Annotated in this window: 26 protein-coding genes; 17 read left to right on the top strand and 9 right to left on the bottom strand. The window is 68.8% G+C overall.

The window, feature by feature from the left end:
* Nucleotides 1-179 precede the first annotated feature (179 nt).
* Nucleotides 180-869 (bottom strand): helix-turn-helix domain-containing protein, encoded by a 690-nt coding sequence (locus V8J38_RS03870; RefSeq protein WP_338577979.1) that lies wholly within the window; start codon nucleotides 867-869, stop codon nucleotides 180-182.
* 93 nt (nucleotides 870-962) lie between these two features.
* Here V8J38_RS03870 and V8J38_RS03865 point away from each other — a divergent pair, with 93 nt between their 5' ends.
* The 4 genes from V8J38_RS03865 to V8J38_RS03850 all read left to right on the top strand — a co-directional run bounded on the left by V8J38_RS03865 (nucleotide 963) and on the right by V8J38_RS03850 (nucleotide 2,864).
* On the top strand, nucleotides 963-1,406 hold the full coding sequence (locus tag V8J38_RS03865; RefSeq protein ID WP_338577978.1) for a VOC family protein: 444 nt from the start codon (nucleotides 963-965) through the stop codon (nucleotides 1,404-1,406).
* Nucleotides 1,407-1,409: 3 nt separating this feature from the next.
* Nucleotides 1,410-1,886 carry an SRPBCC family protein gene (locus tag V8J38_RS03860; RefSeq protein WP_338577977.1) on the top strand — a complete coding sequence of 159 codons (477 nt, stop codon included), beginning with the start codon at nucleotides 1,410-1,412 and terminating at the stop codon, nucleotides 1,884-1,886.
* Entirely contained in the window at nucleotides 1,883-2,374 is a 492-nt protein-coding gene (locus V8J38_RS03855) for a VOC family protein (RefSeq protein ID WP_338577976.1), read from the top strand. The genes V8J38_RS03860 and V8J38_RS03855 overlap by 4 nt, the downstream gene beginning before the upstream one ends.
* 136 nt (nucleotides 2,375-2,510) lie before the next feature.
* Complete coding sequence (locus V8J38_RS03850; RefSeq protein WP_291779362.1) at nucleotides 2,511-2,864, top strand: DUF1428 domain-containing protein; 354 nt, start codon at nucleotides 2,511-2,513, stop codon at nucleotides 2,862-2,864.
* Nucleotides 2,865-2,907: 43 nt separating this feature from the next.
* Here the strand turns inward: V8J38_RS03850 and V8J38_RS03845 are convergent, their stop codons facing one another.
* Nucleotides 2,908-3,882, bottom strand: coding sequence for a DMT family transporter (locus tag V8J38_RS03845; protein WP_291779359.1), 975 nt, complete (start codon nucleotides 3,880-3,882; stop codon nucleotides 2,908-2,910).
* A 109-nt stretch (nucleotides 3,883-3,991) separates the two neighbouring features.
* Between V8J38_RS03845 and V8J38_RS03840 the strand changes: the two genes are divergently transcribed.
* Nucleotides 3,992-4,480 (top strand): Lrp/AsnC family transcriptional regulator, encoded by a 489-nt coding sequence (locus V8J38_RS03840; protein WP_291779356.1) that lies wholly within the window; start codon nucleotides 3,992-3,994, stop codon nucleotides 4,478-4,480.
* Nucleotides 4,481-4,576: 96 nt separating this feature from the next.
* Here V8J38_RS03840 and rpoD read toward each other — a convergent pair whose 3' ends face one another.
* Nucleotides 4,577-6,499 carry an RNA polymerase sigma factor RpoD gene (gene rpoD / locus V8J38_RS03835; RefSeq protein WP_338577975.1) on the bottom strand — a complete coding sequence of 641 codons (1,923 nt, stop codon included), beginning with the start codon at nucleotides 6,497-6,499 and terminating at the stop codon, nucleotides 4,577-4,579.
* Nucleotides 6,500-6,574: 75 nt separating this feature from the next.
* Nucleotides 6,575-8,452, bottom strand: a complete 1,878-nt coding sequence (gene dnaG, locus V8J38_RS03830; RefSeq protein ID WP_338577974.1) for a DNA primase — start codon at nucleotides 8,450-8,452, stop codon at nucleotides 6,575-6,577.
* Nucleotides 8,453-8,621: 169 nt separating this feature from the next.
* On the opposite strand from dnaG, the gene V8J38_RS03825 reads away from it, so the two are divergent.
* Nucleotides 8,622-9,833 carry a patatin-like phospholipase family protein gene (locus V8J38_RS03825; RefSeq protein ID WP_338577972.1) on the top strand — a complete coding sequence of 404 codons (1,212 nt, stop codon included), beginning with the start codon at nucleotides 8,622-8,624 and terminating at the stop codon, nucleotides 9,831-9,833.
* A gap of 184 nt (nucleotides 9,834-10,017) precedes the next feature.
* Nucleotides 10,018-10,281 (top strand): hypothetical protein, encoded by a 264-nt coding sequence (locus tag V8J38_RS03820; protein ID WP_291779344.1) that lies wholly within the window; start codon nucleotides 10,018-10,020, stop codon nucleotides 10,279-10,281.
* Between the two features lie 21 nt (nucleotides 10,282-10,302).
* Here V8J38_RS03820 and V8J38_RS03815 read toward each other — a convergent pair whose 3' ends face one another.
* The 3 genes from V8J38_RS03815 to V8J38_RS03805 all read right to left on the bottom strand — a co-directional run bounded on the left by V8J38_RS03815 (nucleotide 10,303) and on the right by V8J38_RS03805 (nucleotide 13,824).
* Nucleotides 10,303-11,268 carry a hypothetical protein gene (locus tag V8J38_RS03815; protein ID WP_338577971.1) on the bottom strand — a complete coding sequence of 322 codons (966 nt, stop codon included), beginning with the start codon at nucleotides 11,266-11,268 and terminating at the stop codon, nucleotides 10,303-10,305.
* Entirely contained in the window at nucleotides 11,269-12,429 is a 1,161-nt protein-coding gene (carA, locus tag V8J38_RS03810) for a glutamine-hydrolyzing carbamoyl-phosphate synthase small subunit (protein WP_338577970.1), read from the bottom strand. It lies immediately after the preceding gene.
* 87 nt (nucleotides 12,430-12,516) lie between these two features.
* Nucleotides 12,517-13,824, bottom strand: coding sequence for an amino acid permease (locus V8J38_RS03805; protein WP_338577969.1), 1,308 nt, complete (start codon nucleotides 13,822-13,824; stop codon nucleotides 12,517-12,519).
* A 119-nt stretch (nucleotides 13,825-13,943) separates the two neighbouring features.
* Between V8J38_RS03805 and V8J38_RS03800 the strand changes: the two genes are divergently transcribed.
* The 10 genes from V8J38_RS03800 (at nucleotide 13,944) to trxB (ending at nucleotide 23,871) form a co-directional block, all read left to right on the top strand.
* Nucleotides 13,944-14,654, top strand: a complete 711-nt coding sequence (locus V8J38_RS03800) for an HAD family hydrolase (RefSeq protein WP_338577968.1) — start codon at nucleotides 13,944-13,946, stop codon at nucleotides 14,652-14,654.
* Between the two features lie 135 nt (nucleotides 14,655-14,789).
* Complete coding sequence (locus V8J38_RS03795) at nucleotides 14,790-15,110, top strand: ribonuclease E inhibitor RraB (protein WP_291779329.1); 321 nt, start codon at nucleotides 14,790-14,792, stop codon at nucleotides 15,108-15,110.
* A gap of 10 nt (nucleotides 15,111-15,120) precedes the next feature.
* A complete protein-coding gene (carB, locus tag V8J38_RS03790; protein ID WP_338577965.1) occupies nucleotides 15,121-18,420 on the top strand; it encodes a carbamoyl-phosphate synthase large subunit in 3,300 nt (1,099 codons plus the stop codon).
* Nucleotides 18,421-18,722: 302 nt separating this feature from the next.
* Nucleotides 18,723-20,045 (top strand): amidohydrolase, encoded by a 1,323-nt coding sequence (locus tag V8J38_RS03785; protein WP_291779323.1) that lies wholly within the window; start codon nucleotides 18,723-18,725, stop codon nucleotides 20,043-20,045.
* A gap of 86 nt (nucleotides 20,046-20,131) precedes the next feature.
* The gene (locus V8J38_RS03780; RefSeq protein WP_338577964.1) at nucleotides 20,132-20,350 is read left to right on the top strand and encodes a cysteine protease; all 219 of its coding nucleotides are present in this window, start codon (nucleotides 20,132-20,134) and stop codon (nucleotides 20,348-20,350) included.
* A 53-nt stretch (nucleotides 20,351-20,403) separates the two neighbouring features.
* Nucleotides 20,404-20,616, top strand: coding sequence for a hypothetical protein (locus V8J38_RS03775; protein ID WP_291779317.1), 213 nt, complete (start codon nucleotides 20,404-20,406; stop codon nucleotides 20,614-20,616).
* Between the two features lie 178 nt (nucleotides 20,617-20,794).
* Nucleotides 20,795-21,268 (top strand): transcription elongation factor GreA, encoded by a 474-nt coding sequence (gene greA / locus V8J38_RS03770; protein WP_003170051.1) that lies wholly within the window; start codon nucleotides 20,795-20,797, stop codon nucleotides 21,266-21,268.
* Complete coding sequence (locus tag V8J38_RS03765; RefSeq protein WP_338577963.1) at nucleotides 21,259-22,287, top strand: mitochondrial fission ELM1 family protein; 1,029 nt, start codon at nucleotides 21,259-21,261, stop codon at nucleotides 22,285-22,287. The genes greA and V8J38_RS03765 overlap by 10 nt, the downstream gene beginning before the upstream one ends.
* A gap of 169 nt (nucleotides 22,288-22,456) precedes the next feature.
* Nucleotides 22,457-22,801 (top strand): hypothetical protein, encoded by a 345-nt coding sequence (locus V8J38_RS03760; RefSeq protein WP_291779309.1) that lies wholly within the window; start codon nucleotides 22,457-22,459, stop codon nucleotides 22,799-22,801.
* Nucleotides 22,802-22,863: 62 nt separating this feature from the next.
* Nucleotides 22,864-23,871 (top strand): thioredoxin-disulfide reductase, encoded by a 1,008-nt coding sequence (gene trxB / locus V8J38_RS03755; protein WP_338577961.1) that lies wholly within the window; start codon nucleotides 22,864-22,866, stop codon nucleotides 23,869-23,871.
* Nucleotides 23,872-23,926: 55 nt separating this feature from the next.
* Here the strand turns inward: trxB and V8J38_RS03750 are convergent, their stop codons facing one another.
* Nucleotides 23,927-25,240, bottom strand: coding sequence for a hypothetical protein (locus tag V8J38_RS03750; protein WP_338577959.1), 1,314 nt, complete (start codon nucleotides 25,238-25,240; stop codon nucleotides 23,927-23,929).
* Nucleotides 25,241-25,361: 121 nt separating this feature from the next.
* Entirely contained in the window at nucleotides 25,362-26,609 is a 1,248-nt protein-coding gene (locus tag V8J38_RS03745) for a cell wall hydrolase (RefSeq protein ID WP_338577958.1), read from the bottom strand.
* Nucleotides 26,610-26,632: the final 23 nt, after the last annotated feature.

The raw sequence follows: 26,632 nt of genomic DNA, 5'->3' as shown, positions 1-26,632 counted from the left end.
TCAGATGAGGCGACCGTTAAACGGCCGCGCCCGGCGAGGCGTCGCAGCCTGCCGGGCGTCGGGGAAGGCGCTCCCTATACACGAATAAGGGCCGCGGTGGGGCCGAATCGCACAAATCGACCACCGTTCAGTGCGTGCTGGCCCCCGCCTCCGCAGGGATGAGGGGGGTGAAGAAACGATCAGCCCGCCTTCTCAGGCAGGTGGAAGAAGTCGACGAACCGCTCGAACACCGCCCGATCGCCCTCGATCATCATGGCCCCCTCGCCTTCCAGCGCCTCCAGCGGGACCTTGCCGTAAACGGCGGCCGCGACCGCCTGGGCCGGGGCGCGCACCACCACGTCGCAGGCCTCGACCTCGCCGCGCATGGCGTCGATGACGCCGTCGGCCACGCTGACGACCATCCGGTCCTCTTCCACGGCGAAGCCCAGCCGCATGGCGACGCCCCCGGTCCGCGCGGGATCGAACATGGTCTTGAACGACAGCATGATGGAGACGGCGCTGATCGGCAGCGTCGGGTCGTGCTGGGGCGAGCGCGCGGCCCAGCGGCCCAGCACCATGAAGACCGGCTCGATCTCATAGCCCCAGTCGGTCAACTCATAGACCTGGACCGAGGCGGGCGGCGGCAGCTTGCGGCGGCGGACGACGCCCGAAGCCTCCAGCCCCTCCAGGCGTTGAGTCAGCACATTGGCCGACAGGCCGCACAGGTCTTTTCGCAGGTCGCTGAAACGGCGCGGCCCCATCATGAGTTCTCTGATGACCAGCAAGGCCCAACGCTCGCCCACCAGGTCCAGCCCGTGCGCCGCGCCGCAGGCGTCGTGATAGCGCCGGGATCGGGATTCGGACTTAACAGTTACTTTTTCTAACTTCATAGTTGACTAACATAACATCAAGGCGCAGAACGACCAACATCATAGAGCAGGCCGTCCAGGGAGGGAGGGCCGCGCAAGGGAGGACCACCGCCGATGCCCAAGCTGATCTTCATCAACCTGCCGGTCGCCGACCTGGCGCGCTCCGCCGCCTTCTATGAGGCGGTGGGGGCGAAGAAGAACCCGATGTTCTCGGATGAGACGGCGGCCTGCATGGTCTTTTCCGACACCATCCACGCCATGCTGCTGACGCATGAGAAGTGGGCCACCTTCACCGACCGCGCCATCCCCGACGCCCACAAGACGGCCCAGGTGCTGATCTGCGTGTCGGAGGACAGCAAGGAAGGCGTCGACGCCGTGGTTGATCGTGCGACCGAGGCCGGCGGCCAGGCCGACCCCAGCGCCAAACAGGACTACGGCTTCATGTACGGCCGCAGCTACGCCGACCCCGACGGCCACATCTGGGAGATCATGTGGATGGACCCGGAAGCCGCCGCCCAGGGGCCGGAAGCCTTCGCCTCTCAGGTCGGCGGGGGCTGAGTCATGAGCGACCTCTACGAACTCAGCGTCAGCCGCTTCATCAAGGCCCCGCCCGAGACGGTGTGGCGAGCCTGGACCCGACACGGGACCGAATGGTTCACCCCCCGGCCGTGGACGACGGTCTCGGTCGACTACGACCTGCGCCCCGGCGGCCGCGCCGACATAGTCATGCAGTCGCCCGAGGGCGAGCGGCATGAGTATCGCGGCGCGGTGCTGGAGGTGGAGCCGGAGCGCCGCCTGGTCACCACCAGCGCCCTCGTCGAGGGCTGGGTCCCGCAGGCGGGCGACATGAACTTCGTCCGCATCGACACCTTCGAGCCCGAGGGCGACGGCACGCGCTACACCGCCCGCGCCCGCCACTGGGACGAGAAGGCCATGCTGGCCCACCGCGACATGGGCTTCGAGCTCGGCTGGGGCGCCGCCGCCGACCAGCTGGCCCAGGTCGCCGAGAACCTCACCCCGCAGGAGAGCGCGTCATGAGCGACAAGATCATTCCCTGTATCTGGTACGACCTCGGCCAGGCGAAGAAGGCGGCCGAGTTCTACGTCTCGCTCGGCCTGCCCGACAGCCGCATCGACCGCGTCGTCGCCAGCCCCGCCGACAATCCGTCCAGCCCGGCCGGGTCCGAACTGGTGGTCGAGTTCACCCTCGCCGGACAGCGCTACGTCGGGCTGAACGGCGGCCCGATCTTCCCCCAGACCGAGGCCGTGTCGTTCATGATCATGACCGACGACCAGGCCGAGACCGACCGCCTGTGGGACGCCATCGTCGGTAACGGCGGGGCCGAAAGCGCCTGCGGCTGGTGCAAGGACCGCTGGGGCGTGAACTGGCAGATCACCCCGCGCCGCCTGATGGCCTTCTACGACGACCCCAACCCCGCCCGCGCCAAGGCCGCCTTCGAGGCCATGATGACGATGCACAAGATCGACATCGCCGCCATCGAGGCCGCTGCTGACAGGATCGGGTAGGCCGCAAGGCTAAGCCGTCCGACCTGTCGCTTTCGACCAAGACGCCGACCCCGCCCGCCCCGACCATCCGCCCCTGCCCCTCAAACAGCGAGCCGCCCCGCGGCGAGCGAAAGGGGTCCATCAAAGGAGAACCACGATGAGCTACGTCACAGGCTTCCTGACCCCCGTGAAGGCCGAGAACAAGGACCGCTACGTCGAGTCCGCCCGCGTCGCCTGGCCGCTGTTCAAGGGCTACGGCGCCCTGGCCCATGTCGAGACCTGGGGCGTCGACGTGCCCGACGGAAAGGTCACCAGCTTCCCCATGGCGGTGAAGCTGGAGGACGGCGAGGTCGTCGTCTTCTCCTGGCTGATCTGGCCCGACAAGAAGACCGCCGACGACGCCTGGGCCAAGATGCAGGACGACCCCGCCATGGCGAACATGGACATGCCCTTCGACGGCAAGCGCATGATGTGGGGCGGCTTCGAGACCATCTTCGACGAGCGCAGCTGACAAACCGCCGGGGTCGGTCGCGCACCAGCCCCGGCGTCTGCGCCTATGCGCCGCCATGCGCGACGCCCGGTTTCGCCTTGTGGGCGCGCAGGCAGGCAGCGACGCTGAGCGCCACCAGAACGAAGGCCAGCGCCTCCATCGCCGTCGGCAGGCGCCGCTCCCAGCCGAAGCCGTAGATCAGGGCGAACAGGGTCTCGAACAGGATCATCTGGCCGACCAGGGTCAGTGGCAGCAGCCGGCTCATCCGGTTCCACAGGTTGTTGCCGACGATCGAGGCCAGCACGGCCACGCCGACCGAGACCCCCGCCAGCCGCATCCAGTCCGCCGCCTCATGCTGCGCGCCCGAAGCGGTCAACAGGGCGACCGGCAGAAGCAACAGGCTTTGCGCCCCGGTGACGACGCCGGTCAGCAGATTCCAGTCGTGGGCGGACACCGCCTCCAGTTGGCGAAGTCGCCGCGCGTTCTGAACCGCGAAGAAGGTCCATGAGGCCAGAGCGCCGACCGCGCAGGCGAAGCCGATAAATCGCGTCATGGGCGAGGTCTCGGCCGGCGCCGCCAGGGCCTGCCAGCCGATGCAGACCGCCCCGGCGATGCAGAGCAGCAAGGGCAGATGCAGTTGCTTCAGCGGCGCCGCGCCGTGGTCGCGGCTGCCGATGATGGTCACCGCCACCGGCAGGAAGCCGATGACCAGGGAGGTCATGGCGATGCCGCCCGTCTGCACGGCGCCTGACAGCAGGATGTAGTAGAGGGTGTTGCCGGTAAGGGCGAGCCAGAACAGGTTCAGCCAGTCGCGCCGTCCGATCCGCGCCGTCACCGCCTTCCACCGCGGCGCCAGCAACGCCCAGGCGATCAGGCCATAGGCGAGGTAGCGTCCCACCGTCAGTTGCAGGGGATTGAAGTCCCGCGCCAACTCGGGCGCCAGGAAGACCAGCCCCCACAGCGCGCCCGCGCCGATGCCGCAGGCGACGCCGAGCGCCGTCCGGTTGTTTTGACCCCGCCCGATGATTTGCGCCGTCATTTCCAGTTCCCGCTTGGCTTGGCGGCGAGCTATACCAAGGGGCGGACGGGGCGTTTCCTCTCGATCACAGGCCCAAACGCAACAAAAACTCGCGCAAAAAAGACCGCTGATGGCCGCACGACCCGCTTCTCCACAACGCTCGCTGGACAGCTTTGATCGCGCGATCCTGCGCATCGTCCAGCGCGACGCGCGGACGCCGCAACGCGCCATCGCCGAAGCCGTCAATCTGTCCGCCGCCGCCGTTCAACGACGGATCGCGGCCATGGAGGCCAGCGGCGTCATCCGCCGCAACGTCGCCCTGGTGGACCCGAAGTCGATCCCCCTGACCATCACCTCCATCGTCAAAGTCTATCTGCAGAACGAGCGGGCCGAGACGGTCCAGAACGCCAAGGCCCGCTTCCTGGCCGAACCCGAGGTGCAGCAGTGCTACTATGTCACCGGCGGCACCAGCTTCATCCTGATCGTCGTCACCACCGACATGGCGGCCTATGAGGCGCTGACGAAGCGGCTGTTCGAAGAGAACGACAGCATCAACCGCTTCCGCTCCCTGATCGCCCTGGACCGTGTGAAGACGGACGCCTCGCTGATCATCCCCTGAAGTCCCGTCGCAGCGCCCCAGACGCAGCGCCCCAGAACGAAAAACGCCGGCGAGATCGAAACCTCGCCGGCGCAAATCTTCGGACGATCAGATCGATCAGCTGTCCAGGAAGCTCCGCAGCTTCCGCGACCGCGACGGATGCTTCAGCTTGCGCAGGGCCTTGGCCTCGATCTGACGGATGCGTTCGCGCGTGACCGAGAACTGCTGGCCGACCTCTTCCAGGGTGTGGTCGGTGTTCATGCCGATGCCGAAACGCATCCGCAGCACGCGCTCCTCGCGCGGGGTCAACGACGCGAGCACTCGCGTCGTTGTTTCACGAAGATTGCTCTGGATGGCGGCGTCGATCGGCAGGACGGCGTTCTTGTCTTCAATGAAGTCGCCCAGGTGGCTGTCTTCCTCGTCGCCGATGGGGGTCTCCAGGCTGATCGGCTCCTTGGCGATCTTCAGCACCTTGCGGACCTTCTCCAGCGGCATAGCCAGGCGTTCGGCCAGCTCTTCCGGGGTCGCCTCGCGGCCGATCTCGTGCAGCATCTGGCGCTGGGTGCGGACGATCTTGTTGATCGTCTCGATCATGTGCACCGGGATGCGGATGGTGCGGGCCTGGTCGGCGATCGAGCGGGTGATCGCCTGGCGGATCCACCAGGTGGCGTATGTCGAGAACTTGTAGCCGCGGCGGTATTCGAACTTGTCGACCGCCTTCATCAGGCCGATGTTGCCCTCCTGGATCAGGTCCAGGAACTGCAGGCCGCGGTTGGTGTATTTCTTGGCGATGGAGATGACCAGGCGCAGGTTGGCCTCGACCATTTCCTTCTTGGCCTGACGGGCCTCGCGCTCGCCCTTCTGCACCATCTGGACGATGCGGCGATAGTCGTCGATCGGCACGCCGGCCTCGGTGGCGACGGCGGCGATGTGGGCGCGGATGTCGGCGATCTGGGTCGCCTCGTTCTCGCTGAACTTGGTCCAGCGGACGCCCATCTCCTTGACGCGTTCGGCCCAGGTCGGGTCCATCTCCGAGCCGAAATAGGCCTTGAGGAACTCAGGCCGTGAGATGCCGTAGCCGTCGGCCAGGCGCAGCAGCCGGCCTTCCTGACCGATCAGACGCTTGTTGATGGCGTACAACTGGTCGACCAGCGCCTCGATCCGGGCGTTGTTCAGCTTCATCGTCTTCAGGCGATCCGAGATCGCCGTCGACAGGGTCTCATAGGTCTTCTGGTCCTTGGCGGTCAGGACCTCGCCCTTCAGGCGCGCCTCGACCAGCTTGTCCTGCAGCTTGCGGAACTCGCCGAAGTCCGAGGCGATCGCGTCCAGCACCTCCATGACGCCGTCGCGCAGCTCGGCTTCCAGCGCCGAGATCGACATGGCGCCGCCGTCGTCGAAGTCCTCGTCGTCGTCCTCCTCGCCGTCGCCGTCCGGCTCGCCGGTCGGCTGGGCCGGGGCGGGCTGGTTATGCGGCAGGGACGAGGGGTTCAGGATGCCGTAGGTGGCGTCCAGATCGATCACTTCGCGCAGCAGAATGCGGTTGTTGGCCAGTTCGTCGCGCCACACCATGATGGCCTCGAACGTCAGGGCGCTTTCGCACAGGCCCGAGATCATGGCGTCGCGGCCGGCCTCGATGCGCTTGGCGATGGCGATCTCGCCCTCGCGGCTCAGCAGCTCGACCGTGCCCATTTCGCGCAGATACATCCGCACGGGGTCGTCGGTGCGGTCATAGGCGGACTTGGCGGGCGTCTCGGCGACCGAGGTCTCGGCGGCGGCGGCCACGTCGGTGCCGGTCGCCTCGGCGGCGTCCTCTTCGGCTTCGACGACGTTGACGCCCATCTCCGACAGCATGGCCAGGATGTCTTCGATCTGGTCCGGCGTGACTTCCTCGGACGGCAGGACCTTGTTCAGTTCCTCCATCGTCACATAGCCGCGCGTCTTGGCCTGGCGGATGAATTTCTTCACCCCGGCGTCGGTGAGATCGAGCAGGGGCCCGTCGGTGTTGGTTTCGGCGTCCTGCGTCTCGGTCTGCGCGCTCATTCAGTCTGTCTCCACGGCCGGCGGGGGGTGATCAGTCCCCTGCGGCGAAAATACAACGCCCGACGACTTCGATGGTTACGAAGAAGTCGAGTCTTCCCAAATCGTTCCGGTCTTGATGGCCCGCCGCAAAGCATCGCGCTCGGCCTTCACCAGAGCGAAAGCCGAGTTATCGAAAGCCTTGTGAGCCTCCGACTTCGCCGACGCGAGCGCCTCGTCCAACGCCGCTGCGCGGGTCAGAGCGTCGAACGCCTGCGACCACCGGGTCCTCGCCTCGCCGAGGGGCTTGTCTGTAGCCAGGAATGGCGCGCCGGACTTCGCCGCCGCCTTCTCGACCTCGCGCAACATGGCGTCATGACCCGATTGGGCCAGATGGCGGCGCAGGGCGGCGGAGTCAAGGGTTCGGCCCGAGAAACGCAGCCGCACCATCTCCTGCGCCAGCCCGTCCAGGGCCGGATCGCCGAAACCGTAGCGCGCCACCGCCTCCATGTGGTCGTCCAGCCGCTCCGGGTCGTCCAGCGCCCCGTGCGCCAGGGCGGCGGCGATCGGCTCGACCGATCGGAACAAGGCCTGCATGGCCTGGGCGCCCTCGATCGTCTGCCCCTGCAGCGGCGGCGGCCCGCGCCAGCGCCCGCCCGGCCCCGGCCGACCGCCCGGCTGTTGCGGCCTCTGCGGCTGGCGCGGGAACAGGGCGTCGAACCGGTCGAACAGGTCGCGGCGGTACTGTTCGGCCAGATCCTTGTCCTGCACCGCATTGGCCGCCTGGCGCAGCCGCCCCTTCAGCCCCGCCTTGCGCTCGGGCGTGTCCAGCGGCTCGGCCTCGACCTCGCGGCGGAACAGCACCTCGGCGAAGGGCCGCGTCGCCGCCATGACCTGACGCAAGGCCGGCGCCCCCTTGTCCCGCAGGATGTCGTCGGGGTCCTGCCCTCCCTCCAGCAGGGCGAAGCGGAACGACTTGCCCGGCTTCAGCAGCGGCAGCGCCCGCTCGATCGAACGATAGGCGGCGCGCAGGCCCGCCGCGTCCCCGTCGAAACTCAGCACCGGCTCGGACGAGACGCGCCACAGCACCGCCATCTGCTCCTCGGTCAGGGCCGTGCCCATCGGCGCGACCGCAGGCAGCCCGGCCCGGTGGCAGGCGATGACGTCCATATAGCCTTCGACGACGATGATCCCCTGCTCGCCCCGGCTCTCGGCCCCCAGGATGCGGCGCGCCTCGGGCAGGCCGTAAAGGGTCGCCCCCTTGTGAAACAGCGAGGTCTCCGGCCCGTTCAGATACTTGGCCCGGTCGTCCGGGTTCATCGCCCGGCCGCCGAAGCTGACGATGCGCCCGCGCGCGTCCAGGATCGGGAACATCAGCCGGTCGCGGAAGCGGTCGTAGGGCTGCCCCCCGCTCTCGGGCGCGATCAGCAGCCCGGCCTCGACCAGATCGCCCGGCCGCGCCCCGCGCTGGACCAGCGCCTGCTTCAGCCCCTCGCGGTCGTTGGGCGCATAGCCGAGGCCGAAGCGCTCCCACTGGTCCTCCGGCAGACCGCGCTTCTCCAGATAGTCGCGCGCCGCCTTGCCGACATTGCGGCGCAGATTGGCGGCGAACCACTTCTGGGCCAGGTCCATCCAGTCGGCCAGCCCCTGACGCTTCTGCTCGCGTTCGGCGGCCTGGGGGTCCTCGGCGGGAAGCTGCATCCCCGCCTCGCCGGCCAGGCGGCTGACCGCCTCGACGAAGCTGAGCCGCTCCGTCTCCTGCAGGAAGGTGATGACGTCGCCGTGCTTGCCGGAGCTGAAGTCGTGAAAGAAGCCCTTGTCGTCGTTGACGAAGAAGCTGGGCGACTTCTCCTTCGAGAAGGGGCTCAGGCCGACGAACTCGCGGCCCTGACGCTTGAGCTTCACCGTCCGCCCGATGATGTCGGACGGCCGAAGGCGGGCCTTCAGCTCCTCGATGAACCGTTCGTCAAATCGCACGCCTAACCTATGCCGTCCGATGGCGGGCGAAAGCCAGCCCCGCCCCTCCCCCCGCCGGGACGGCGCCCGTCCAAATACGCCGCTGGGGATAAGTCCGGGGACAACGCCGACTTCCTTCCGTCGTCCGAGTGGGCTTTAACATCCTCAGCCTCGCCGGAGCCCAGCGACCATGCGCCGCCTTCGTCTTCTCGTCCTGATGCTGCTGCCCGTCGCCCTGCTGGCGCTCGGCGCCTGCCAGACGATTCCGCGCCCCGTCTTCGACGCCGCCGACCTGGCCGCCGCCAGCCCGCCCTGGCGTTATGACTTCCTGACCCCCGAGGCCCGCGACCGCTTCGTGCGCGAGACGGTCAACGCCCAGAACGCCACGGCGGACGGCACGTTCGACATCCTGGCCCTGTCCGGCGGCGGGGCCAACGGCGCCTATGGCGCGGGCGTCATGGTCGGCTGGAGCCAGGCCGGCGACCGGCCCCAGTTCGAGGTGGTGACCGGCGTCTCCACCGGCGCCCTGATCGCCCCCTTCGTCTTCGCCGGCCCGCGTTTCGACCCGGCGCTGGAGCATGCCTATACCAGCGGCCAGACCGACGACCTGCTGAAGTCGCGCGGCCTGCTGGCCCTGACGCTGCCGGGCGTGTTCAAGCCCGAGCCCCTGACCAATCTGGTGCTGAACAACATCTCGCCCGAGCTGCTGGCGGCCATCGCCGAGGAGCACCGCAAGGGCCGCCGCCTCTACGTCTCGACCACCAGTCTGGACACCCAGACCCAGGTCGTCTGGGACATGGGCGCCATCGCCCAGCGCGACGACGCGGCCTCGCGCCTGCTGTTCGTCAATGTGTTGATCGCCTCGGCCAGCATCCCCGGCGCCTTCCCGCCTGTCCTTCTGGACGTCGAATACGAAGGCCGCCGCATCCAGGAACTGCATGTCGACGGCGGCACGGTGTCCAGCTTCCTGGTCGTGCCCCAGGCCCTGCTGCTGGAGGCCCCGAACGCCCGCCCCCTGGGCGACGCCCGCATCTGGATCGTGGTCAACGGCAAGTGGGACCCGCGCTTCGAGGTCTCGCGCATCTCGGCCATCAGCATCGCCGCCCGCAGCTTCGACACCATGATGAAGGCCCTGCAACGCTCGGACCTGACCGCCATCACCCAGTTCGCCCGGCGCTATGATCTGACGCTTTCGGTGGCCGCCATCCCCGACCACGCCGAGGCCAACACCCTGGACTTCACCCAGGCCCATATGACCGCCCTCTTCCAGACCGGCGAGGCCGAAGCCCTGGCCGGCCGCGCCTTCGAGCGGCGCGTCGATCCGTCCGAGCCGCGCCAGAGCCGCCGCCGTCACGGAGCGCAGACGCCGCCCACGGTGGTCATCGCCCCGCCGGTCGATTAGGAATTCATTAACCATATCGACCGCATTGCGGCCACAACCATCTGATTACGAACAATATTTTTCGTATAACAGCAGAACTGTCCACAGCGCCTGTGGATTCTTCTCGCGTCTCTGAGAAACAGAGGCCGTTCCCGACAGCGCCGCCGCAGACCGTGACCGACGCCGTCCGCAGATGGGTTTTCTCATGTTCATCGCCATCGCCCGCCCGGCGGTGGAGCCCCAAGGCCCCGACGCCGTCGCCGTCCCCGGCTCTCCTGCTGTCCCCCTGCTCAAGCCGCGCGCGCTTCACGCCCGCCTGCTGGCCAACGCCGCTCTGAGGCGGCGACGCGGCTGGCGGCGGCGTCAGGAGAACCGCCGCGAAGACGCCGACTACTGGCTGCACGCGGCCGCCGTCGCCGTCGGCAAGGCGGCCCAACTCCGTCGCGCCCAGGCCGCGCCCCTGCCCTGAGCAGGTCAGCGCAGTGAAGGCTCAGCGCAATTCGGGCAGGCGCCGCGCCAGGGATTCCTTCAGCTTGCGCCCGCGCTCGGACAGGCTCTTGCCTCGCCGTCGTTCGCGCGCCTCGAACCCCTGGCCCCAGCGTTCGTGCATGGCGGCCATCAGGGCCGGGTGGCGGTCGTACTGGTGCACGATCGGACTGATCCCGCCGTCCGGGTTCACGATCCGCCCGTCCGCCAACGACAGGGCCTCGCCCGGCGTCAGGCCGACGGTGGCGATCCTGCCGTAGTTGGCCGCCGCCTCGCCCTCGACCAGGCCCAGATGCAGGGCGATGTTGCAGGCCGCCTGGTCCGCCCCGAAGGCCCCGCCGATCTCTGAGCGTGGAATGGCCGCCAGCATCAGCAGGGTGCGGCAGAAGCGGATCATGCACGCGCGCGGCCCCATGACGGTGCCGACGCAGACGCACGGCTTGTCCGCCAGGGCGCGCGCCACGTCCTCGCCGCCGACGCCGCGCAGGTACTTCATGTTGAAGGCATGGCCCTTCAGCCCGCCGTCATATTCGACGAAGAACTCGGGCTTCTGGGGCGGCGGGTCGAACGGCGGCGCCTGAAAGACCACGTCACGCACGTCCGTCAGCAGGACGCTGCGCGCCCAGGGCCGCTCGCTCATCAAGGCGTCGAAGGCGGCGAACCGCTGCATCACCGGATGCGGCCGCCATACCCCGTTGCACAGAGACCGCGGCGGCGCCGACTCCACCCCATGCGTCGCCAGGAAGGCCAGCAATTCCGGCTCCTGGTCCGTCACCAGCACGACGGGCCCGGCGTAGACGGCGCGCAGGGAGCGCACGAAGACCGCCACATCGGCGGCTTCATAGCCGGTGGCGTAGCCCAGGATCAGATCATGCTCGCCCGCCGCAAAGGTCGGAGAGGCCCCCCTCTCGCCCGCGATCGCGGCGGCGACCCAGCCCAGGTAGGCCGACTTCGCCGCCGGTGAAGCCATTTACGCCCTCATGGAATCCACGAAACGCTTGAACAGATAGAGGCTGTCGGTCGGGCCCGACGAGGCCTCCGGGTGATGCTGAACGCTGAACACCGGACGGTCCTTCAGCGCAATGCCGCAATTCGTACCATCGAAAAGCGACACATGCGTTTCAACCACCGCCTCGGGCAGGCTGGCGCCGTCGACCGAGAACTCGTGGTTCATCGACACGATCTCGACCTTGCCCGTGGTCAGGTCCTTGACCGGATGGTTGGCGCCGTGGTGGCCCTGCTCCATCTTCAGCGTCTTGGCGCCCAGGGCGATGGCCAGCATCTGGTGGCCCAGGCAGATGCCCATCAGCGGCTTGCCGCTGTCCAGCAGCTTCTTGATCTCCGGCACGGCGTATTCGCCGGTCGCGGCCGGATCGCCCGGTCCGTTCGACAGCACCACGCCGTCGGGATTGCGCGCCAGGATGTCCTCCGCCTTGGTCGAGGCGGGCACCACGGTGATCTTCACCCCGGTCGAGGCCAGGGCGCGCAGGATGTTGCGCTTGACGCCATAGTCGACGACCACCACCGACTTGTCGCCGGCCTCGGGCTGGGCGTAGCCGGTCGGCCATTCCCAGGCGCCCTCGGTCCATTCGAAGGCCTGGGTGGTCGAGGCGTCCTTGGCCAGGTCCAGACCGACCAGGCCCTTCCAGTCGCGCGCCTGGGCCGTCAGGGCCTCCAGGTCGAACTTGCCGTCGGGGTCATGGGCGATGACGGCGTGCGGGGCGCCCTTCTCGCGGATCAGCTGGGTCAGGGCGCGGGTGTCGACGCCCGCCAGGCCGATGACGCCGCGCGACGTCATCCAGCCGTCCAGATCGCCGGTGGCGCGCCAGTTGGCCGGTTCGGTCGGCACGTCGCGCAGGATGACGCCGCGGGCGGCGCGCTCGGGCGCCTCGCCGATCTGCTCGACGTCTTCCAGGTTCACGCCGACATTGCCGATGTGCGGGAAGGTGAAGGCCAGGATCTGGCTCATGTACGAAGGGTCGGTCAGGATTTCCTGATAGCCGGTCATGGCGGTGTTGAAGACCACCTCGCCGACGGCCGAGCCGGTCGCGCCGACGCCGATCCCCGACAGGACCGTTCCATCTGCGAGCACGAGGACGCCGGTGGCGCCGGACAGGATGTGAGTCGTCATGGCGCAGGGCTCCTAGCAGTGAATACGGGCGGACAAACGGCGGCGTCGCTAAAGAGATGAAGGGGGCGTGTCAACACAGGCCTTCGACTATGCCCCCTGCGCACGTCCCTGTCGCTTGCGAACCCACAGCCAGGCCAGGCTGGTCACGGCGAAGAAGCCGACGCTGGGCCAGATGTAGCCGCCCGCCGCCGCCGCGACCGCAAAGGCCGAGAACACGGCCCCGCCGACGGCCAGCAGACGCCAGCCCGGCTTGGTCGTCAGCTTCCACAGCGTCACCGAGCACAGGGCGTACAGGCACAGAGTCAGCACCGAGGTCACGCCGATCAGCTTGCTGAATTGTTCTCCCAACCTCGGCTGGGTGCTGGCGATCACCAGAACGCTCATGATGACGCCGTTGATCAGGGGATTGGACAGGGGCGTCCTGCCCTTCTGCGCCCCGCCGAACCAGCGCGGCAGCCATCCGGCTTCAGCCGAGGCGCGGGCCGTCTCGCCGCCCATCATGGTCCAGCCCGCGATGGTGCCGGTCGCCTTGATGACGGCGCAGGCCGCCACCAGACCGGCCACCGAGGCCCCCATCACCCGCGCCACCAGATCGGCGTAGGGGCTGGTCGAATGGGCCAGGACGTCGGCCGGAATGACGCCGAACACCGCCACGCTGGCCGCCACATAGACGACGAAGGCCAGCAGAACCCCGCCCAGCGAGGCGCGGCCCACGTCGGTCGCCGGGTTCTTCACCTGGCTGGACAGGGCGGCGGCGCTCTCAACCCCCAGGAAGGCCCAGAAGATGACGGCCAATGACGCCGGAACCGTCTTCATCAGCGGCTCGCCCGCCGGGCTCCACGAGGCGACGAAGGTCTCGCCGCTGAAGGCGACGACGCCGGCGATGATGGCCAGGCCGATCGGGATCAGCCCCAACACCAGGGTGATCGCCCCGAACCGCGCCGCCGTCTTCGACCCCGCCGCATAGGCCGCCGTCGTCAGCCAGATCAGCGCCAGATTGCTGAGCGCCCCCCACATCGGCTCCTTCAGCGCCGGAAAGAAGAAGGCCAGATAGCCGGTTCCCGCCACCGCCACGGCGACGTTGCCGGTCAGGCAGGCGGCCCAATAGGCCAGCCCCGTCTGATAGCCCAGAAACCGTCCCAGACCGCGCCGGGCGAAGTCCGACAGGCCGTCGGCCTCCGGCTGCATCCGCCCCAGACCGCCGAACACCAGCGCCAGGGTCACCGCCCCGATGCCGCAGACGATCCAGCCGATGATGCTGGAGCTGCCCGTCGGCGCCAGCGTCGCCGGCAACAGATAGACGCCCGATCCGATCATATTGCCCGCCACCACCAGGGCGGCCAGGCCCCAGCCGATGCGGTGCGAGGGTTCAGGCAGGATGTCGACTTGGCTCATGCTCGCCGCATAGACCGAAATGTCGCAGCCGTCGCCCTCAAGATTCACCCTGCGCCTTCACCGGGATGAGTGGTCGGCGCAGGCGTGCTAAAGCCCCGCCGAAGTTCTGGAGTTCGCCCATGCCCGTCACCACGGTCGGCCTCGATGCCGACGACACCCTCTGGCACAATGAGACCATCTTCCGCCTGAGCCAGAAGCGGTTCGCCGAACTGCTGGCCGACCATGCCGAAGAGCCGGTGATGATGGACCGCCTGGCCCAGGTCGAGCGGCGCAACCTGCGGCTCTACGGCTACGGCGTGAAGGGCTTCACCCTGTCGATGCTGGAGACGGCGATGGAGCTGTGCGACGGTTCGGCCCCGCCTCACATCGTGCGCGAGATCCTGGCCGCCGGGCGCGAGATGCTGGTCCACCCGGTCGAGACCCTGCCCGGCGTCGACGAAACCCTGGCTGAACTGGCCGAAAACTACCGTCTGGTTCTGGTGACCAAGGGCGACCTGATGGACCAGGAGCGAAAGCTGGCGGCCTCGGGGCTGGGCGAGCTGTTCGCCGCCGTCGAGATCGTGTCGGAGAAGGACCGCTCGACCTATGACCGCGTCTTCGCCCGCCACGGCTCGGGCGCGGCCGAGGCGGTGATGGCCGGCAATTCCATGAAATCCGACGTCCTGCCCGCCATCGAGGCCGGGGCCTGGGCGGCGCACATCCCCTACCACATCACCTGGGCCCACGAACTGGCCGACGCGCCGGAAGGCAACGCCCGCTACGTCAGCCTCAGCCGCATCGGCGAACTGCCTGACTGGATCGCTGCGATCGACGAGAACCGGGACGCATAAGACCCCGCCCCCAAGAAATCGCGTCCGCCCCATTCTGGCCCTTGCCCCCCGGCCCCTCCCTCTCTAAACGGGCCGCTTAACCGACAACCTGAACGGATCGGCCGCGAGCGCGCTCGCGCCCGTCCGTCTGCGCGCGTGGAGACCGCCGCCCTGACCAGCCATGAAGAAAAGGACGCCATGGTGCGCGCCGCGCTCGCAGAGCAGGGCGACAGCGGGATCACCCCGCGCCATACGCTGTTCTACTTCTACGGCGAGGAAGAGGCGCACGGCGACCTGTGCGAGGTGGCCCGCCGTGCGGGCTTCCTGACGCGGGGCCAGGGCGACATGACCGTCCTGGAGACCACCATGCCGGTCGACGAGGCGTCGTTTTCGCCTGTGTCGGCCATGATGCAAACCTGGGCCGCGGCCTTCCAGCTCGACTACGACGGCTGGGAGTGCGCGGTCATGACGAACTGAGTAGACGCCGATGCCCAAGCGCACAGACATCAAGTCCATCCTGATCATCGGCGCCGGTCCGATCGTCATCGGCCAGGCGTGCGAGTTCGACTATTCCGGCGTTCAGGCCTGCAAGGCGCTGAAGGCCGAGGGCTACCGGGTCATCCTGGTCAACTCGAACCCCGCCACCATCATGACCGACCCGGAGGTGGCCGACGCCACCTATATCGAGCCGATCACGCCCGAGATGGTCGAGAAGATCATCGCCAAGGAGAAGCCGGACGCCCTGCTGCCCACCATGGGCGGCCAGACGGCGCTGAACACCGCCCTGGCCCTGAACGCCTCGGGCGCCCTGGCCCGTCACGGCGTCGAGATGATCGGCGCCAAGGCCGAGGTCATCGACAAGGCCGAGGACCGTCAGAAGTTCCGCGACGCGATGGACAAGCTGGGCCTGGAATCGCCCCGCTCGCGCGCCATCCACCACATCGAGGAAGCCGACGAGGCCCTGGCCTTCGTGGGCCTGCCCGCCATCATCCGCCCGTCGTTCACGCTCGCCGGCACCGGCGGCGGCATCGCCTACAACGTCGAGGAATTCCACGAGATCGTGGAGCGCGGCCTGGACCTGTCGCCGACCACCGAAGTGCTGATCGAGGAGTCGGTGCTGGGCTGGAAGGAATATGAGATGGAGGTCGTCCGCGATCATGCGGACAACTGCATCATCATCTGCTCGATCGAGAACATCGACCCGATGGGAGTCCACACCGGCGACAGCATCACCGTCGCCCCGGCCATGACCCTGACGGACAAGGAATACCAGATGATGCGCGCGGCCTCGATCGCCGTGCTGCGCGAGATCGGGGTGGAGACGGGCGGCTCGAACGTCCAGTTCGCGGTCAACCCCAAGGACGGCCGTCTGGTCGTCATCGAGATGAACCCGCGCGTGTCGCGCTCCTCGGCGCTGGCGTCCAAGGCCACCGGCTTCCCGATCGCCAAGATCGCCGCCAAGCTGGCCGTCGGCTATACGCTGGACGAGCTGAAGAACGACATCACCATGGTCACCCCGGCCAGCTTCGAGCCGGCCATTGATTACGTGGTCACCAAGATCCCGCGCTTCGCCTTCGAGAAATATCCGGGCTCCGAGCCGTCGCTGACCACGGCGATGAAGTCGGTCGGCGAGGTCATGGCCATCGGCCGCACCTTCCAGGAATCCATGCAGAAGGCCCTGCGCGGGCTGGAAACGGGCCTGAACGGTTTCGACGACATCGAGATCGACGGCGTGACCGGCGCCGAAGACGACGCCGCGATCAAGGCCGCCGTCATCCGCGCCCTTGGCCTGCCGACGCCGGACCGCATCCGCGTCATCGCCCAGGCCTTCCGCCACGGCCTGACCGTGGAAGAAGTGCAGGCCGCCTGCGCCTATGAGCCGTGGTTCCTGCGCCAGATCGCCGACCTGATCCGCACCGAAGGCCACGTCCGCGTACAGGGCCTGCCCACGGACGCGACCGACTTCCGCAAGCTGAAGGCCAAGGGCTTCTCCGACGCCCGTCTGGGCGCCCTGACCGGCAAGACCGAGGGCGAGGTCCGCAAGGCCCGCCGCGCGCTGGATGTGCGCCCGGTGTTCAAGCGCATCGACACCTGCGCCGCCGAGTTCGCATCCGCCACCGCCTATATGTATTCGACCTATGAGACCGGCGCGCTGGGTCAGGTTCCGGCCTGCGAGGCCGAGGTGTCGGACCGCAAGAAGGCCGTCATCCTGGGCGGCGGTCCGAACCGCATCGGTCAGGGGATCGAGTTCGACTACTGCTGCTGCCACGCGGCCTTCGCCTTCGACGACATCGGCGTCGAGAGCATCATGGTCAACTGTAACCCCGAGACCGTCTCGACCGACTACGACACCTCCGACCGCCTGTATTTCGAGCCGCTGACGGCCGAAGACGTGCTGGAGCTGATCGACGTCGAACGCTCCAAGGGCGAGCTGCTGGGCGTCGTCGTCCAGTTCGGCGGCCAGACCCCGCTGAAGCTGGCCCATGCGCTTCAGGAAGACGGCGTGCCGATCCTGGGCACCAGCGTCGACAGCATCGACCTGGCCGAAGACCGCGAACGCTTCCAGCAGATGCTTCAGGCCATCGGCCTGCAACAGCCGCCCAACGCCCTGGCCCGCTCGGCCGAGGAAGCCGCCGTCAAGGCCGAGGAGGTCGGCTATCCGGTCGTCCTGCGCCCGTCCTATGTGCTGGGCGGCCGCGGCATGATGATCGTCCACGACCGCGAGGGTCTGGACCGCTACGTCGGCGAGGCCATGCGCGTCTCGGGCGACGATCCCGTCCTGATCGACCACTATCTGAACCGCGCCACCGAGGTGGACGTCGACGCCCTGTGCGACGACGAGACCGTCTTCGTCGCCGGCGTTCTGGAGCATATCGAGGAAGCCGGCGTCCACTCGGGCGACAGCGCCTGCTCCATGCCGCCCTTCTCCCTGCGCCCCGAAACGGTGGCCGAGTTGAAGCGCCAGACCACCGCCATGGCCAAGGCCCTGAAGGTGCGCGGCCTGATGAACGTGCAGTTCGCCATCGAAGAGCCGCACAGCGAAAACCCGCGCATCTTCGTGCTGGAAGTGAACCCGCGCGCCAGCCGCACGGCGCCCTTCGTCGCCAAGACCATCGGCCAGCCGGTCGCCGCCATCGCCGCCAAGGTCATGGCCGGTGTGCCGCTGTCCTCCTTCGGCCTGATCGACAAGCAACTGGACCACATCGCGGTCAAGGAAGCCGTCTTCCCGTTCGCGCGCTTCGCCGGGGTCGACACCATCCTGGGCCCGGAAATGCGCTCGACCGGCGAGGTCATGGGCCTGGACTGGAAACGTGAGGGCGAGGCCGATCTGGCCCCCGCCTTCGCCCGCGCCTTCGCCAAGTCCCAGACCGGTGGCGGCACCATCCTGCCGACCGAGGGCACGGCCTTCGTCTCGGTGCGCGACGCCGACAAGCCCTTCATCGTCGAGGCGGTGAAGACCCTGCTGGCGCAAGGCTTCGCCGTCATCGCCACCGGCGGCACCCACACCTACCTGACCGAACAGGGCCTTGAGGTCGGTCTGGTCAAGAAGGTGCTGGAAGGCCGTCCGAACATCGTCGACGCCATGAAGAACGGCGAGGTCCAGCTGGTCTTCAACACCACGGACGGCAAGCAGGCCCTGGCCGACAGCTTCTCGATCCGCCGCACGGCGCTGATGATGAAGATCCCCTACTACACCACGGCGTCCGGCTCCCTGGCCGCCGCGCAAGGCATCGCCGCCGTCCGCCACGGCGAGATGGATGTCCGCCCGATCCAGTCCTACAACTGAGATCAGGCCCCGACCTGAACCAGAAAGCCCCCGCCGAGCGATCGGCGGGGGGCTTTTTCGTGCCCGCCTAGGCGCCGCCATCACCCTATAGTCGCCGTCATCCCTATATAGTCGCCGTCATCCTCGGGCTTGACCCGAGAATCCAGCCGTCCGTCTGCACTACGCCGGCAAGGAAGGGCGCGCCCCAACGCTGGATCCTCGGGTCAAGCCCGAGGATGACGGCGGATAAATCAATGCCCTTCCCCGGTTGCCCCCTCCCCTCCAGCGGCTAAGGTCGCTCCCGACACCGGAGGGGACACATCATGAAGAAGACCACGCTCACCGCCATCCTGGCCGCCGTGCTGGCGGCCGGAGCCGCGCCCGCCATCGCCCAGGACGCGGGGCTGAAGGCGGCGGTCAAGGCTGATTACGACGCCAACCTCGGCGCCCTGTTCGACCACTTCCACCGCAACCCGGAACTGTCGGGCCTCGAAGTCGAGACCTCGGCGCGCATGGCGCAGGAGCTGCGCGCCCTGGGCTATGACGTCACCACCGGCGTCGGCGGAACCGGCGTGGTCGCCGTCCTGCGCAACGGCGCCGGGCCCACGGTCATGATCCGCGCCGACATGGACGGCCTGCCGGTCGAGGAGACCTCGGGCCTGGCCAACGCCTCCACCGCCCGCCAGGTCGACACCGACGGCGTCGAAAAGCCCGTCATGCACGCCTGCGGCCACGACGTGCACATCACCGCCCTGGTCGGCACGGCGCGTCAGATGCAGGCGCGCAAGGCCAACTGGTCGGGCACCCTGGTCCTGGTCGCCCAACCGGCCGAGGAGCGCATTTTCGGCGCCCGCGCCATGGTGCAGGACGGCCTTTACTCCCGCTTCCCCAAGCCGGACTACGCCCTGGCCTTTCACGTCTCGGCCGACACCCCGACGGGACGGATCGGCGTACCGCTGGGCATCACCTCATCCAGCTCGGACAGCGTGGACATCGCCGTGCACGGCGTCGCCACCCACGGCGCCTCGCCGCACCTGGGGGTCGATCCCATCCTGGTCGCCTCGCACATCGTGGTGGGCCTGCAGTCCCTGCGCAGCCGCGAGACCAGCCCGCTGGAGGGCGCCGTGGTCACGGTCGGCGCCATCAAGGGCGGCATCAAGCACAACATCATCTCCGACCGGGTGGACATGCAGTTGACCGTCCGCGCCGACAGCCCCGAGGTCCGCGCCAAGCTGCTGGACGGCATCGACCGCATCTCGGCCAACACCGCCCGCGCCCTGGGCGTGCCCGAGGATAAGCTGCCGACCGTCGTGCGCTCGCCGCTGGAGAACACCCCGCCCACCATCAACGACGCCGAGACCGCCGCGCGCGTCCGCGAGGCCCTGACCGCCGCCCTGGGCGAAGGGGTGCTGATCGACAATCCGCGCACCGGCATGGGGGCCGAGGACTTCGCCGAGTTCGTCACCCCCGAGCTGGGCGTGAAGGGCGTCTATTTCCGCGTCGGCGGCACGCCGCCCGATCAGGTGGACGACGCCCCCGGCCACCACTCGGGCCTGTTCCGCATCACGCCCGAGCCCGCCGTCACCCTGGGCGTGGAAGGCTCGGTCCTGGCCGCCGAGGCCCTGATGCCCAAACGCGCGGAATGAGACGATAAGGCGAGGCCGGGACGCTGAACCCGGCGGCGTCCCGGCCGTTGCTCCCGCAGGTTCCGCATCCGTAGGAGACGCCGTCCATGCCTCTGCCTCGCCTTTCCGCCCTGCTGGGCGGCCTGCTGCTGTCGCGTCGGGGCCGCAGCCTGGCCGCGCGCCATGCGGGCAAGATCGCCCTGGCGACCCTGGCCTGGCGATTGTGGAAGAGCCGCCGCGCCCCGGTCCATGATGTCCCGCGCGGCGCCCGCACGGCGTACCGGCCGCCCCATCGGCGCCGTCGCTGGAGCGGGCGGCGGCGCTGAAGTCCGGAAGCCAACCGAGGAAACCCAGCCTGCCCGGCGGCGTTAACACTTTCATGCGTCTGTCTGTTCTCCAGGTCATCGCGGCCCTGTTCGCGGCCGTCTGTCTCGTCATCGCCTTCATCGCCGCGGGCGTCGCGGTCGTGTCCGGCGTCTTCATGCTCCTGGCCGTGGCGGCCCTGGGGTTCATCGCCTGGACGGCGCTGCGGCGCGCCTTCAGCCGGGATCGCCGGCCCTCCGTCCCGCCCGCTCCGACCACAAGGCCGTGAACAGGGGCTGAATCGGGGCTGCGCGCTTCCGCCACGCCGAATGGCGCCGGTCGGCCATCTTGAGTTTGGGCGTCGGGCGCCCTACCTTCTTGGGCCGGTCACGCAACGCCCCCGTGGCCGCAGCGGTACCGGAACGTCTCTCACCTGTCTTCGGGCGTAGCAAGAAACTCACGACACAATGGAAAAAGTGCCGATGACGGCCGAGGGGTATCGCGCCCTCGACGATCAACTCAAGCAATTGAAGTCGGTGGAACGACCCAGCGTGATCGCCGCCATCGCGGAAGCCCGCGAGCATGGCGATCTGTCTGAAAACGCCGAATATCACGCCGCCAAGGAGCGCCAGGGCTGGATCGAAGGCTCGATCGCCGAGATCGAGGACAAGCTGTCCCGCGCCCAGGTGATCGACGTGTCCAAACTGTCCGGCGACCAGGTCAAGTTCGGCGCCACCGTCACCTTCGTGGACGAGGACACCGAGGAGGAAGGCGTCTATCAGATCGTCGGCGAACACGAGGCCGACGTGAAGCTGGGCAAGATCTCCATCGCCTCGCCGATCGCCCGCGCCCTGATCTCCAAGGAGGTCGGCGACGTGGTCGAGGTCAACACGCCCGGCGGCGTGAAGGCCTATGAGATCCTCAAGGTCGAGTGGAAGTAACCTCCGCCGACATCGAGGCTGAAGGCAGGGCGCGCGGCATGGCCGCGCGCCCTCTTTCCATCTGGGTCGTGTCCGACGGCCGCACCGGCATCCAGAACCAGGCCCTGGGCCTGGCCGAGGCCGTCGCCCGCCTGACCCCGGCCGAGATCACGGTCCAGACCGTCCGCTGGCGTCCCGCCTTCGACCGCTGGCCCTCGGGCCTAAAGACCCCCGCCATGCTGGCGCCGGGGTCGTTCGATCCGCGCGGCGTCGCCGAATGGCCTGACCTGTGGATCGCCACGGGCCGCGCCAGCCTGCCCCTGTCGGCGCGCGTGCGCGACTGGAGCGGCGGCAAGACCTTCGTCGTCCAGACCCAGGACCCGCGCTGGCGCAACGACCGCTACGACCTGATCGTCGCCCCCGCCCATGACGCCCTCGGCGGCCCCAACGTCCTGTCGATCACCGGCAGCCCGCACCGCATCACGCGCGAAAGGCTGGCCGAGGCGGCGCCCGCCTTCGCCGCGCGCATCGCCCCCCTGCCCCATCCGCGCGTGGCGGTGATGGTCGGGGGAGCGTCCGCCGCCTTCGACCTGCCGCCCGCCCACGCCGCCGATCTGGCCGGCCGCATCGCCGAGGCCGTGACCGCCGCGAACGGCGCCCTGCTGCTGACCTATTCACGCCGCACGCCGCAGGCGGCCAAGGCGGCGATGACCGAACGCCTGTCGGCCCTGCCCGGCTGGATCTGGGACGGTACGGGCGACAACCCCCTGTTCGCCATGCTGGACGGCGCCGACCACATCCTCGTCACCGAGGACAGCGCCAACATGGCCGCCGAGGCCGCCTCGACCGGCAAGCCCGTCCATATCCTGCCCATGATCGCCAGGAAGGCGCCGGGCAAGTTCGCCCGCCTGCACGCCGACCTTCAAGCCCGCGGCGCCGCTCGCCCCTTCGACGGGACGCTGACGCCCTGGGCCTATGAACCGCTGAACGAAACCGAGCGCGCCGCCCGCGCCGTGCTGGCGGCCATGCCGAAGCGCTGAGGCCCCCGGCCGCTCCCCAGCGGCCCCTCCCAGCGGCCAAGGTGGCGAAAGGCCCTCGCCGTCCCCATATGTCGGGATCAAGGCAAAACCCAGCCCATGAATCGACGGCGGCATCGCTGGCGGTCGGCTGCGCCTTGGCCGAAGCTCAGTCACGGAAAGGACGTTCTAATTGATCGTGGAAAATTTCATCCGCCTCTACGCCCATGACTTCAGCCAGATGGCTGGCCGCGCCGAGATGGGACAGGATGTCGATGAAGCCCTGGCCCGGCGCGTTCGCGACGCCGACAATCACGCCCAGGTCATGGACCAGCGCAAGGGCAAGGGCCATCTGACCGCCCTGGTGGCCCGCATCCGCGAAGAGGCCGCCCTGTTCAACGGCCGCGTCATGCGTCATGGCGCGGACCCCGCCGAGGCGGCGGAGCGTCGTCAGGTCTTCCTGTCCGACGTCGCGGACACCCTGGAGCAGCTGAGGGCGGCCCGCGCCGCCGACGCCAAACAACCGGCTCACGCCTGAATCCGGCCTGTGAATGTCGCATCGGCATCGCGCTTGAGGGAATCAGCGCCTAAATAGGCGCCATGACCCAAGCTCGTACTGTCCGTGTCGCCATCATCGGTTCCGGCCCCGCCGGCTGGACCGCCGCCATCTACGCCGCCCGCGCCTCGCTGAACCCGGTGATCATCGCCGGGCTTCAGCCCGGCGGCCAGCTGACCATCACCACGGACGTCGAGAACTATCCCGGCTTCGCCGAGACCATTCAGGGCCCCTGGCTGATGCAGCAGATGCAGGCCCAGGCCGAGCATGTCGGGACCGAGGTCATCCACGACATCGTGGTCAAGGCCGACCTGTCGCAGCGCCCCTTCCACCTGACGCTGGACTCGGGCTCTGAAATCCTGGCCGAAACCGTCATCATCTCCACCGGCGCCCAGGCCAAGTGGCTGGGGCTGGACTCCGAGTCCGAATATCAGGGCTTCGGCGTCTCGGCCTGCGCCACCTGCGACGGCTTTTTCTATCGCGGCAAGCAGGTGGTGGTCGTCGGCGGCGGCAACACCGCCGTCGAGGAAGCCCTGTTCCTGACCAACTTCGCCGAGACCGTCACCGTCGTTCACCGCCGCGACGAGTTCCGCGCCGAGAAGATCCTGCAGGACCGCCTGTTCGCCCATCCCAAGATCAAGGTCGTCTGGGACGTGGCCGTCGAGGAAGTGGTCGGCGTGGTCGACGGCGTGGCCCGCAACGTCACCGGCATGCGCCTGAAGAACGTCAAGACCGGCGAGATCAGCGAAATCCCCGCCGACGGCGTCTTCATCGCCATCGGCCACGCCCCCTCGTCCGAACTGTTCAAGGGCCAGCTGGAGACCAACTCCGGCGGCTATCTGCGGGTCCGGCCGGGCACGGCGGCGACCGCCATCGAGGGCGTCTGGGCCGCCGGCGACGTCACCGACGACGTCTATCGTCAGGCCGTGACCGCCGCGGGCATGGGCTGCATGGCCGCCCTCGAAGCCGCCCGCTTCCTGGCCGAAGAAGACCACAAGGCCGCCCACCACCCCATCAGCCACAAGGAAGCCGAGAAGATCGGAGCCTGGTGAACCTCGGCCGCCCCGGCGGCCGATCCTTCCCGCCTCGAAGGGCGGCGGTTCGCGATCAGGGCCGCCGCCTGATCGTCCAATCTCCCTCGCGCGGTCCCGGCGTCGCCATCCACTCCGGCTTCAGCGTCAGGGTCCAGCCGTCCCCCGTCATGCCGTCCTGCGTGGCGCTCGCTTCGGCAAGGGCCACGGACAGGCGCGACCAATCGCTCGACAGAAGGGCGCCGCCCTTCTCGACCTCCAGCACGCCCCAGTCTGTCGCTGCGCGAATGACGCCATAGACCGATCCTTCCGGCGGCAGAGGGGTCACCTGATTGGGATCAAAGCTGAAGCTGGCGCCGGATACGGGCGCGACCAGGACGGGGCCGTCCACCAGTCCGGCCCTCAGGGCGGTGACGCGCGCCGCCTGTTCGCGCGCCCTTGCCGATTCCTCGGCCTCGATCTGCGCCGCCTCGTATCGCGCTCCCCGTTCCGCGAAGGCCTCGTCATCGGCGGCGACCTGCAGCTCCAGCGCGCGCCCCAGCATCCGCCCCAGTCCCTCGCGGCGATCCCAGTCCGTCTTCCAGCCCGGCGCAGCCTCATCCAGAAGGACGCCATAGGCGGGGCCGGTGTAATAGGCGAAGGATCGAGCGTACGCGCGCACCCTGTCGCCCCTCGCCAGGTGGGCGGCGAGGCGGGATGTCATCTGATCATCGCGCGACAACAGGCGGCCGGTGTATTCGGCGACGCCCTCGTTCCGCTCCATGGCGTCCTCGGCGGCCTGCGCCTCCGGGAACCGGGCATGTCGCCAGGCCCGAAAGGCCAGCGCGTCCTCGACCGCCCGACGGCGCTCCGCCGGCTCGACCGCCGCGAGCGCCGCCGACAGGGCCCGCAACTCCAGACGCAGGGACAGCCGACCCGCCTCGGTCTCCAGTTGAGGCTGGTCCGCGTGGATCGCCTTCAGACCGATCTGGTCCTGGATGCGATGCCAGGCCTCGTGCATCAGCAGGATGGACCGCGCCGTCTCATCCTCCGGCAGCGGCGCCATCAGCATGGTCCAGACCCGACCGTTCCAGCGCACCGCCGTATTGGCGATGGGCACGGCGTCCGGCAGTCGCCCTGTGAAGAGCGCGCCTTCCCGCTCCAGGGGCGCATCGACGCCGTCCGCATTGGCGATGAAGTCGCGCGTCGCCGGATCGGCGATCAGAATCGGCCCGCACAGCGACACGCCCCATGCCCGACCGCCGTCCGCGTCGCACAAGGCCTGGGCCTGGCCGAAGACTGTCGCGGCCGGGGCAGCGTCCAGTCGCGCCTGCGCCAGGGCGGCCTCCGCCGAAAACAGGACCAGCCCCATGGCCAGGCCGAGCCGCCCGCCCCCGATACGCAACGCCATGACTTCCCCTTCCGAACAACAGCCCCGCACGCCCTCCAGCGCGGGCTCCCCACATATGGTGAAGCTCGAAGCGACGATAGTATGGCCGGAAGCGGGCTGAATAGGGCGATCGCCCGCACCCTCACCCCTGCGGCTTGCCGACCTCTTCGACGGCCATGGGCGTGACGCCGGCGGGCGGCGGGGCGGTCACGGTCACGCTGGGGACGGCGCCGGCCTCGAAGGCCTTGAGGCGCTCGTTGATGGCGGCGATCTCCTCCTTGCCGGCCTGGCGGCGACCGCCCAGGCTGGCGATGCCGACGACGCGGGTCTGGCCGTCGATCTCGACCGTGCGCAGTTCGCCCGACCTGGCCCCGTCCAGCGCCTCTTCCACGCTGTCGGCGGCCGTGGCCAGCAGGACGCGAGACTGGGCGAAGCGGGCCTCGTCGATCGACGGCTCGCGGCCCGCGTATGCGTTGACGAAGGCCGCCGTCTCTCCGGCCGCGCCCTTCCAGCGATAGAAGATGTGCGCCCCGACCTGGGTGATCTTGGCCAGGGTCGGCGACCACCAGGGGTGGACGTAGTCGGCGTGGTAGTGGGTGGCCGTGCCCACGCGCTCGGACACATGGCCGTTCAGGGCGCGCGCCGCGACCCGCTCGGCCCGATCCCAGGCCCAGCGCACCGGCCCGCGCGCCAGGGAGCCGTCGCAGGTGAAGCTGAACTGACAGCCCGTGGTCCGCTCTGCGCCCTGATAGACGACGCCGCAGACGCTGGAGGGATAGTTGGGATCGCGCACCCGGTTCAGCACGACCTGGGCCACGCCCTCCTGCCCCTCGGTCGGCTCCAGCGCCGCCTCGTAATAGACGGCCTGGGTCAGGCAGCGCAGGGCGCGTCGACGCGACGCCTCGTCCGCCGGACGGAAGACGAAGGGCCGTGCGGGCTGAAGCGCGCCGAAGGCGTTGGGCATGGCGGCGTTCAACTGTTGGGCCGCAACGCCCGCCACGCCCTGATCCAGGCTGGGCTTGCCGCCCAGGGTCAGGCTCTCCCAGCCGGGGGTCAGCCCATACAGTTCGGGCAGGCCCAGGGCCGGATCATGCCGCCGTGCGACGGCGAGCTGCCCCGCATCCATCCGCGCCGTCACCGCCGCCAGACCGTTCGGGCCCAGGTCGCCGCCGGTGGCGCGGGCCACTGCTTCGGCGGTGCGGTCGATGTCGGGGCGCGGGGTCGAACTGGCCGACATGGCCACGCCCATCGCCGCCAGGGTCACGGCCATGGCGGCAGGCGCCGCTGCCACAGCCCGGCGTCCGGTCGTCTTCAGCGGCGTGAGGCGGCCGAGGTTCATGCGACGTCCGTATAGCGACGCCTGACGGCGCCGGAAATCGACGATCTGCATGACCGCCCAATCCGGCGCTTTTC

Origin of the sequence: Brevundimonas olei (assembly GCF_037055245.1) — a bacterium.
In the GTDB taxonomy this organism is placed as follows: Bacteria; Pseudomonadota; Alphaproteobacteria; order Caulobacterales; family Caulobacteraceae; genus Brevundimonas; species Brevundimonas olei.
The sequence above is the reverse complement of the archived record's forward strand: the minus strand, read 5'-3'. Positions and strand labels throughout refer to the sequence as shown.